General features: G+C 59.9%; 9 protein-coding genes. All 9 read left to right on the forward strand.

Going from position 1 to position 8,196, the window contains the following annotated elements; translation table 11 throughout:
• Nucleotides 1-20: 20 nt before the first annotated feature.
• The 9 genes from SB822_RS34840 to SB822_RS34880 all read left to right on the forward strand — a co-directional run bounded on the left by SB822_RS34840 (nucleotide 21) and on the right by SB822_RS34880 (nucleotide 8,108).
• Nucleotides 21-752 (forward strand): enoyl-CoA hydratase/isomerase family protein, encoded by a 732-nt coding sequence (locus SB822_RS34840; RefSeq protein WP_410856726.1) that lies wholly within the window; start codon nucleotides 21-23, stop codon nucleotides 750-752.
• A 103-nt stretch (nucleotides 753-855) separates the two neighbouring features.
• Nucleotides 856-2,256, forward strand: coding sequence for an MFS transporter (locus SB822_RS34845; protein ID WP_410856727.1), 1,401 nt, complete (start codon nucleotides 856-858; stop codon nucleotides 2,254-2,256).
• A gap of 18 nt (nucleotides 2,257-2,274) precedes the next feature.
• Nucleotides 2,275-3,786, forward strand: a complete 1,512-nt coding sequence (locus SB822_RS34850) for an aldehyde dehydrogenase (RefSeq protein WP_410856728.1) — start codon at nucleotides 2,275-2,277, stop codon at nucleotides 3,784-3,786.
• A gap of 526 nt (nucleotides 3,787-4,312) precedes the next feature.
• Nucleotides 4,313-4,555, forward strand: coding sequence for a response regulator transcription factor (locus tag SB822_RS34855; protein WP_158660560.1), 243 nt, complete (start codon nucleotides 4,313-4,315; stop codon nucleotides 4,553-4,555).
• Nucleotides 4,530-4,721, forward strand: coding sequence for a LuxR C-terminal-related transcriptional regulator (locus SB822_RS34860; RefSeq protein ID WP_256211445.1), 192 nt, complete (start codon nucleotides 4,530-4,532; stop codon nucleotides 4,719-4,721). The genes SB822_RS34855 and SB822_RS34860 overlap by 26 nt, the downstream gene beginning before the upstream one ends.
• 147 nt (nucleotides 4,722-4,868) lie before the next feature.
• Complete coding sequence (locus tag SB822_RS34865) at nucleotides 4,869-5,714, forward strand: hypothetical protein (protein WP_007740437.1); 846 nt, start codon at nucleotides 4,869-4,871, stop codon at nucleotides 5,712-5,714.
• Between the two features lie 106 nt (nucleotides 5,715-5,820).
• Nucleotides 5,821-6,435 carry a hypothetical protein gene (locus tag SB822_RS34870; protein WP_410856729.1) on the forward strand — a complete coding sequence of 205 codons (615 nt, stop codon included), beginning with the start codon at nucleotides 5,821-5,823 and terminating at the stop codon, nucleotides 6,433-6,435.
• A 144-nt stretch (nucleotides 6,436-6,579) separates the two neighbouring features.
• The gene (locus SB822_RS34875; protein ID WP_238554530.1) at nucleotides 6,580-7,047 is read left to right on the forward strand and encodes an RNase A-like domain-containing protein; all 468 of its coding nucleotides are present in this window, start codon (nucleotides 6,580-6,582) and stop codon (nucleotides 7,045-7,047) included.
• Between the two features lie 68 nt (nucleotides 7,048-7,115).
• Nucleotides 7,116-8,108, forward strand: coding sequence for a M12 family metallopeptidase (locus SB822_RS34880; RefSeq protein WP_079502501.1), 993 nt, complete (start codon nucleotides 7,116-7,118; stop codon nucleotides 8,106-8,108).
• Nucleotides 8,109-8,196 lie beyond the last annotated feature (88 nt).

Raw genomic sequence — 8,196 nt, forward strand, 5'->3', positions numbered from 1 at the left:
ATTATACATCAGGAGACGACATGGATCGTAGTCCATTGCAGGCCCCCGTTCTGATCGAACAGACGGGCGACACGCTCACCTTCACATTGAACCGGCCAGACGCCGGCAATGAAGTGTCGGGCGTGATGTTCGACGCGATGTCTGCCGCGTTGCGTAGCGAGGCCGTCGAGCCCAAGGCGCGCGTGTTGCGCCTCCGCGCGAATGGCGACGTGTTTTGCACAGGCCGCGAGCGGGCGGGGCGGGACGCCGTGTCGATACGCGCCGAAGTCGCGCGGCTGATCGAACTGAAGCGGCTCTTGCGCAACACTTCGCTGATCTCGATTGCGCAGGTGCAGGGCGATGCGTTCGGCTTTGGTTTCGGGCTGGCCATCCTGTGCGACTTCACGCTTGTCTCGTCGTCGGCGCGGCTCGGCTTTCCGGAGATGCGGGCTGGCCTGCCGCCCGCCGCGATCATGGCCTATCTCGGCCGCTATGCGTTGCCCAAGGCGATATTTCCGATGGTGCTGTTCGGCGACGCCATCACCCCCGAGCTTGCCGTGCAGGCGGGTCTCGTTACGCGCGTGTGCGAGCCAGCGAGTCTGCATGCAGAAGCGGACGCGCTAGCCGAACGCATTCTCTCGCTCGACGAAGCGGGTGCAAGGCAATGCAAGGCGTTTTTCCTCGCGGCACAGGAAAGCAGCGTCGAACACAACTTCCGCAGCGCAACCGATATGTTGACCGTCAATGCGTTGCGGCTGATGCAGGGCCGCTGAATACGGTAATGCATCTCTCACGCGATACAACACGACGTGCTACGGCGCGTGCGTCACTGAACGGGGACGTCACGCGACTTTGACACGTCGACAGGAGACAGACATGTATGTCAACGCAGGGCCAAGGCTCGATCGCTTGCCGATGTCGGGATTTCACCGGCGCATCATGTGGCTGATCGGTATTGGCATGTTTTTCGATGGTTTCGATATCTACGTCGCGTCGACGGTGCTCGGTGCAACGCTCAAGAGCGGCTTCTCCACGCTCGGACAGAATGCGCTGTTCGTGTCGCTGACGTTTCTCGGCATGATGCTCGGCTCGCTTGCCACCGGCTTTCTCGGCGACCGCTTCGGGCGGCGGTTCACCTATCAGGCGAACCTTGCCCTGTTCGGTCTGGCGTCGCTCGGTGCGGCGCTCGCGCCGAACATGAGCGTGCTGATTGCCTGCCGCTTCTTCATGGGGCTCGGCCTCGGCGCAGAAAACGTGGTCGGTTACTCGACGCTGACCGAATTCGTGCCACCGCAAAAGCGCGGCAGGCTGCAGGGCCTGATGGCTGTCTTCGTGGTGTCGGGATTGCCTGTTGCGGGGCTGATCGGCTTGCTGCTGATTCCATCGTTCGGCTGGCGCGCGATGTTCGTGCTCGGCGGACTTGGCGCGCTCGGCGTCTGGTATGCGCGCAAGGCCTTGCCCGAGTCGCCGCGCTGGCTCGATTCCGTCGGACGGCACGACGAAGCCGACGCGATCCTGCGTCGCATTGAAGCCGAAGTGACGGCTGCGCGGGGTGGCGAGTCGTTGCCGGCTCCCGTTTCCATGAAAGCAGGCTCGACCGCGCCGCAGGTGCTCACGTTCGGTTCGCTTTTCAGCGGCGCGATGCTGCAGCGGATGATCGTCGGCTGCGTGACGCTGGTGGTCATCAACACGCTGCTGTACGGCTTCGTGACCTGGCTGCCGACGTTCTTCGTGCATCAGGGCTTCAGTATCGCGAAGTCGTTCGGCTTTGCGCTCGTGATGTCGCTCGGTGCGCCGATCGGCTCCGCGATCGGTGCGCTCACGGCCGATGCATGGGGTCGCAAGCCGACCATCATCGGTTCGTCGTTCGCAGCGATCCTGTTCGGCGCGATGTACCCGTTCATCACGAGCCCTGTGATTCTGCCCATCGTCGGACTGCTGTTGACCATACCCATCTACGTGCTGGTCGCGCTGCTGTTCGCCGTCTATGTGCCCGAACTCTTTCCGACCGAAGTACGACTGCGCGCGTCTGGGGTCTGCAACACGCTGGGGCGTGGCGCAACCATCGTGACGCCGTTCATCGTGGTGGCGCTGTTCGCACAGCACGGCGTCGTCGGCGTGCTTGCCTTGATGATCGGCCTGCTCGCCGTACAGATCGTGGTGGTCGCATGGCTCGGCGTCGAGCCGACGGGACAGCGCCTCGAAGATCTTCAGCCGGAAGACACACTCGCGCGCGACGCGCTTCATGCCGACGCGCACGCTTCGCCTCTCAAGTGAACAAACAGGAATGACGCAATGGATACGACGAACACCCAACACTACGACGCACAATTGTTGATCGACGGCGAATGGACGGATGCCGAGGAGAACCACACGCTCGATATCGTGAATCCCGCGACGGGCGAAGTGATCGGCGCACTGGCGGCTGCGTCGGCGAACGACGTCGACCGTGCCGTGCAGGCGGGGCACCGTGCCTTCGAAGGCGGCGCGTGGCGCGACATGCCGATCCAGCAACGTGCGCGGGTGCTGAACCGCTTTGCCGATCTGTTCGAAGCGGATCTCGAACAGTTCTACAAGCTGGAGACACTGAACAACGGTCGCCCCATCTCCGAAACGCGCGCGCAGATTTCGCGGTTGCCGCAGTTCTACCGGTACTTCGCCGCGCTCGCACTGACGCGCCGCAGCGACGTGATTCCCATTGAAGGACCGTACCTGTGCTACACGCAGCGCGTGCCGCTCGGCGTGGTCGCGCTGATGACGTCGTTCAATCATCCGTTGATGATTCTTTCGAAGAGCCTCGCGCCCGCGCTTGCGACGGGCAACAGCGTAGTCATCAAGGCATCGGAGCAGACGCCGCTGACGACGGTCCGGCTCGTGAAGCTGCTGCAGGAAGCGGGCGTGCCCAGGGGCGTCGTCAACGTGGTGAATGGCGAAGGGCGGGAAGCGGGCGCGGCGCTCGCACGGCATCCGCTGATCCGCAAGGTTGTGTTCACGGGCGGCACGGAAGTGGGCCGCACGATCGGCGAGGCGGCAGCGCGCAATTTCGCGCTGACCACGCTGGAACTGGGCGGCAAGGGCGCGGTGATTCTGTTCGACGACTTCGACATGGAGCGCGCGGTGAACGGCGCGGCGTTCGCGGCCTTCATCGGCGCCGGGCAAACCTGTGTGTGCGGCGCGCGCATCCTCGTGCAGAAGTCGATGTACGCGGAATTTCTCGAACGTTTCCGCGTGAAGGCGGAGGGCATTCGAGTCGGCGATCCCGCCGATGCAAAAACCCAGCTTGGGCCTGTGATTTCGGATCGTTCGAGGCAACGCATTCTGGCGATGCTCCAACGCGCGAAGGCGGCGGGCGCGAAAGTGCTGACGGGTGGACGCGTGCCGCAAGGATTGACGTCGGGCTACTTTCTCGAGCCGACGGTGATCCATGACGCCAGCCCGCAATCGGAGATTGGCCAGGACGAGGTGTTTGGGCCCGTCACCGTCGTCATGCCGTTTGAAGACGAAGCCGATGCAATTCGTATCGCCAACGACACGCAGTTCGGCCTCGCTGCTTCCATCTGGACGCAGGACGTCGCACGCGCGCATCGGGTTGCGGGCAAGCTCGAGTTCGGCATGGTCTGGGTGAACGACCATCACCGGCTCGACCCTGCATCGCCGTGGGGCGGCTTCAAGAACAGCGGAGTCGGGCGCGAGACGGGCATCGAATCGTTCGATCAGTTCAGTGAGCCGCGCGCGGTGACGATCAACACCAGCGGCAAGACAGTCGACTGGTATGCGGACGATGGTCAGTTGAAGCGGCTGAACTAACGGGTGAGTGGGGTGAGTGGACGTGGCAGATCGTCAAGGTCTGCTCGTCCCGACGAAGATGGCCTGCGAGCTGGTCTGGAAACTGTCCGCGATAGCGTGACCGCCGCTGGGGGGCGTCGTCACTGCTCGCATTCCATGTTCGATTTGCCAGGTGAATGACCTTCCGCGGCGCCGCTCTGGCGCCCATCAGTCCGCGTAACGCAATCCGGGCGTCTTCAAAGGCTCGCGCATCTGCGTAAATGCAAAATAATCGGATCGGCGACCAGGGAAAACGATCAATAAAAATCGAGGTCCCATTCCCGGATTTATGTTTGAGTGGCCGTTGATATCAACGGCGTCACGCGAGCACGTCATTTCCAATCGGGGAACTGCCCACATCTGTAAATCAATTCAGTAAACAATACGCGCGGGTCGCTCATTGACGCGGTATTGGCATTCCGAAAAGCGACTTTCGTCGACCGGTCATGCGATCATGCACAATCTTGGGTATATCCCACGCGATTGTGTACAAAACATTAAAAAAAGAATGAAACCATTGACGCAGCGAGAGAAACAGATCGTTTTGCTTATTGGAAATGGCTTACGAGGAGACCAGATTGCCGCTTCGTTGAAAATATCACCGCAGACGGTTCGAAAGCATCGAGCCAATATCGCGCAAAAGCTCGGGCTCTCAACGACCGTCCAGTTGGTCTCCTACGCGGTGACTGTTGCGCAATCGTCTTCAATGAATCCTTTTCCCCATCATTGCTGCAACACTCGGCAAACGTGAATTAGACGTGCTGCGCCTCGTCGCTGCCGGATTGACGAGCAAGGAGATCGGGAAAAAACTAAAAATCAGTCCCCGGACAGTCAGCAAGCATCGCGAAAATCTGATGCGAAAACTCCAGATCCATGACATGGCCGGCTTGCTGCGGATTGCAAACTCACTGCGCTAATTGCCAGCCAATCGCGTTGCTTAACGGATTTTTTCGCACTACGCATTCGGAGGTATTTCTCTGAGCTATGAATAGCGCCATTGTGCTGACAACGGCACGCAGCAATTTGTGTGACCGCTATTCGGTTAATCCAGACGGAGAAAAGCCATGAATGCACCCGAACAAATCCAGCAACTTCATAATCAGGTTGCAGCGGCCGCGACCTTTTTTGGCGAGACGTTTCCCGAGATTCATCCGAATTACTATCCGGGGGCAGCGGCTGCACCTGCTGCACCGCCGCCACCCGTCGACCAGAACACAGCTGGGCTGTTCAGCGCGGTGCAACTGAGTCGGGACGTTCCTGCCAATGTGCAGGCGGATCTGGAAACGGCGAGCCGCTGCATGTTGAATCTGACCTCGCTCGGTACTACGTATTGTCAAAGCCGGGCTGCAAAGGCGAACAATCCAGATCTCCTTTTCGACACTTCCGTCTGGAAACAGGTTCTGGTCAATTATCCGCTTCTTGGCCCGTTCAGCTTCCAGAACACGGGATACAAGAAGACGATACGCGGCATCGAACTGTCGTCGGAATTCCTTCAGTCGATCCTCGGCTTCGCGACCAAAGGGCCTTTGCTGGGCGCCTTCCAGTCGTTTATCGGATCGTTCGGCCAGAAGATCAGTGCGGGCGTCGATTCGTCGAGCAAGCCCTTCCATTTCGCGTCCAACACGGTATTCATCGACGCGCAACAGGTCGGAAACACCTTGATGGTGATGCCGCACCTGAAGATGTACTTCTGCGATTTCACGTCCAAGGACAGAAAGGTCTACTCCAGCTGCGCGTCGGCAACGCTGATCGACGTCGACCTGCAATACATCGAGGTCGACGCAATCTGGAACTTCGAGCTGTACAAGAGCGACGCGACGGTCAGGGCAGCATTCGACAAACTCGTCGGGGCGTCGGCCGTCAACAAGATCGAAGAAGCCACGACGTTCTTCAGCGACACGGTTAGCTAAGGCGTTTTTATCGGCCTGGCGAGGCGTCTTGTGGGTCGGCTCTGGCCGGCCCGCGAACCCTGTCTTCGCAAGCACGTTCAGCGCATCCGATTTCCGGAGAACCACAATGAGTACAACGCCTCAGTCGGCCTTCTTTCTGATCGCGAATGACAGTGACGATCTGCAAACCAGTCGCGACAGAACGCTCGATATCTTTGGCCTTGTCGATGGCTATGCCACGTCGCGTATGCAACCCGATGCGCCTGACTCTTATCAGTCCATCGCCCGGCAGGCGTTGCTGCGGATCCCGGCGCTCGGTCCATCGACGGGCAGCAGGTCTTCCGAGCAATCCGTGTCGTGTCTGGAAGGCGTGGCAAGGGTGCTAGGGAGGATGCCGTTCAGCCGGCCAGAGCAGCAAGTGAACTTTCTCGTCGAGCAGGGTTTGATTCCGCCTGACGACGAGTCTGAACAGGTTGCGCTGACGCTCTATTGCGGCGAGGTCTCACCGGCTATCGTACACGGCGGTCCGACGATCCGCGTGTGGTTCGCGTTCGTCAACTGGACGCGCGGCGCCTATCCCGGATCGGGCGGTTCGATCTCGTGCGACGCAATCGGTGCAAGCGTTCTGGACAACTGGTTCACAGCCAATGCCAAGGCGTGGGCGACGATGACCAAAGCGGGAAATGGGCAAGCGGTTCGCGAATCCCATCGCCTTCTCGAATTGCCTGCACGAGACGACTGAAGAGCCGGATCCGTACGTTGTTTCGCTTATCAAAACGAGGTGAAGGAAATGCGTACTTCTCAAATGACGTTGAATCGTGTCCCGCGTCGAATTGCGAGGCGCGGCGCGATAGGACTTGTGTGGTGTGCGGCTTCATTGGCGACGGTGTCGGCCGTCGCGCAAACCTGTCGTGTGCCCGCCAATGGAAATTGGACCCAATGGCTGCAGGCGCAAGAGGACGCAGGAGGTCATGCGCTCGCGTGTCATGTCGGCGTATCGGTGAACGGCCTCATAGGCCGCCTGACGAATCGCGGTGGTCACAATGGTCCCGCGTGCATGCCAAACGGAAACGCCGCGAGCGCGTGGTCGAGTGAGGCGGCATTGCAGGATGCGCTGAGAACGCACATCGTGCAGGCGGGGGCTCGCTACCCGGGCGACGATCCCAACGACTACATCATCCATGGTACTGCGGCCACCACGGTGGGTACGGTTGTCACCGTATCGCATGACAAGAAGAACAACTCGCCCTGTCCGAACAAAAACGGGTATGTCTGCAAGAAGACGGCAAATTGGGTTGCAGTCGTGCGTAAAACTCCGGCCGACTGTTATCTCTTGACAGCGTATCCGCGTTGAACCGGCAGGCGTGTGTTTCGCGATTTAAAGGCAACGCAAGATTGATCGCTACTTTATGGAGGTGAGCTATGAGTGCGGACGACAAAGAACTTCTTCAGACGCTCGTGAAGATTCTGCAAGTTGCGGGCGCGGCAGTCAACGGCAATGCGTCGGATGGCGACGAGCAGAAAGACAACCCGGTAGCGGCGTCGGCGGTCCCACAGGGCGAAGCGCCATCGTGCTCGATAAAGACGCTTCCCGACCGGCTTTTCGTACCGGCGGCCCAAACAGCAATCAAGGTGAATCCCGTCAACGCACCCGCGCTTGCCGTGTCGTCGATGCTTGCTGCGAACGTGCCCTTCGAGCCGATGGCCATCGCAGTCATGACATCCAAGTACTGGGGGCCGACGCCGCGTCAACTGACGGTGAACTTCCTGGAAAGCACGCCCGCTGATCTTCGTGCGCGCATTCTGAGTCACATGAATGCGTGGGCGCGGGTATCGTGCGTCACGTTCGTCGAAACGCAGGGGGCGGCGGACGTTCGCATTTCTCGTGGCCCGGGAGGATACTGGTCGTATCTCGGCACGGACATTCTTCATATCCCGAAAGATCGTCCGACGATGAATCTGGAAGCGTTCACGATGAATACGGCGGAGTCGGAATACCTGCGTGTCGTTCGACACGAAACCGGGCACACGCTGGGCTTTCCGCACGAGCATATGCGCCAGGAACTGGTCGCGCGGATCGATCCGCAAAAAGCCTACGACTTTTTCTACCGGCAGTACGGCTGGAACAAGACGGCAGTGGATCAGCAGGTGCTCACCGCGCTTGATCAGCAGTCGATCTTCGCAACCCCGCCCGATCAGACGTCGATCATGTGCTATCAGCTTCCAGGAACCATCACCAAGGATGGACAGCCTATTCAGGGCGGCCTGGATATCAACGGCACGGATTACGCGTTTGCCGCGCAGATCTATCCGAAACCGGCGTCCAGCACGATGGATGCGCCGGACGACGCGCAGAAGTCATCTGCGGATCGGGACGCCTGGAGCGCATCGGAAGATGTAGAGGTCACGGTGTGAGGAAGCTATATTGGCTATTTCAAAAGTGGAGTGGCTAATGCGGCTCACGAGGCATGTGGATTGAAGCCCGAGAAGTCGAGCTTGCCTG

The organism is Paraburkholderia sp. SIMBA_054 (genome assembly GCF_046534875.1).
Classification (GTDB): Bacteria; Pseudomonadota; Gammaproteobacteria; order Burkholderiales; family Burkholderiaceae; genus Paraburkholderia; species Paraburkholderia hospita.

Bases quoted from the DNA above. Each gene is read 5' to 3' on its own strand.
- SB822_RS34840 (WP_410856726.1), top strand. From the start codon at position 21: ATGGATCGTAGTCCATTGCAGGCCCCCGTTCTGATCGAACAGACGGGC.
- SB822_RS34845 (WP_410856727.1), top strand. From the start codon at position 856: ATGTATGTCAACGCAGGGCCAAGGCTCGATCGCTTGCCGATGTCGGGA.
- SB822_RS34850 (WP_410856728.1), top strand. From the start codon at position 2,275: ATGGATACGACGAACACCCAACACTACGACGCACAATTGTTGATCGAC.
- SB822_RS34855 (WP_158660560.1), top strand. From the start codon at position 4,313: ATGAAACCATTGACGCAGCGAGAGAAACAGATCGTTTTGCTTATTGGA.
- SB822_RS34865 (WP_007740437.1), top strand. From the start codon at position 4,869: ATGAATGCACCCGAACAAATCCAGCAACTTCATAATCAGGTTGCAGCG.
- SB822_RS34870 (WP_410856729.1), top strand. From the start codon at position 5,821: ATGAGTACAACGCCTCAGTCGGCCTTCTTTCTGATCGCGAATGACAGT.
- SB822_RS34880 (WP_079502501.1), top strand. From the start codon at position 7,116: ATGAGTGCGGACGACAAAGAACTTCTTCAGACGCTCGTGAAGATTCTG.